General features: G+C 48.5%; 1 protein-coding gene. It reads right to left on the bottom strand.

The features are described 5' to 3' along the window. Positions 1-61 precede the first annotated feature (61 nt). Positions 62-824: inositol phosphate phosphatase SopB (locus J5224_RS31615; protein ID WP_319802525.1), on the bottom strand; the 763-nt coding region annotated here is incomplete at its 5' end.

Below are 824 nucleotides of genomic sequence, written 5' to 3' on the forward strand. Positions count from 1 at the left end.
AATATTATTGCCATTCCATGGACGCATTTTAATTACATCAGCGCAACACTTTGCGCTGTGGTTACACCAATTCAGATAAACCTTGTGTATTTTTAAAAGCAAACGCATCCCCGATTCGTTGACGCGTGGACAACGTCAGAAATCCGGGCAATGGTTTTGCCACCTTATTCCCGGGAACACCAGTGTTATACTGTTGCACTTCGCTATTGCCACCGTGCAGCAAAATGGTCCGCAAAAGTTGTTGTTCCGCACTGTCCAGCGAACGTCCCGGTACACTGACACTTGACGCTTGTGGCATCACGCCGGTGTCATGTTGATGCATTTTCACTGCTTCACGTTTGATTTCTGCATCCAGCATACCGGTTCTGTCTTTACCACTCTTACAGTTCCAGCACGGCATAGCGCCAATTTCATTGGCGAGTAGAGCAACACGCAAAGCCGCTTTATAGGGTTCGCCACCATCACGATGATGCGTTTTATTGGCCCAAATCGCTTTTAACTGCTGGCTTAGCGTTCTGACTTTTTGTGCGTTTTCTGCCGTCGGATGTTGAGCTAAATAGTCACCCACCCATCCTTTTGGCGGTGCGGTCACGCTTAAATCATTGCCGAGCAGCGTTTTCAGCGCCGCTTCGTTATAACCATCTGCCTGTTTCCACCCCATATTGCCGATAAGCGCAAACTCGTTGACACCAAAGTTGAATGCCGCAACGTTGAGATTTACCGAAGCGTGATAACTATTACCCTGCGCATCCCTTAACGGAACCTGTAACGGTTGCTGTTGACTCAACATCGCCCACGCCTGCATCTGGTCATCCATCATCTCT

The sequence above is a fragment of the Candidatus Symbiopectobacterium sp. NZEC135 genome (assembly GCF_025962695.1).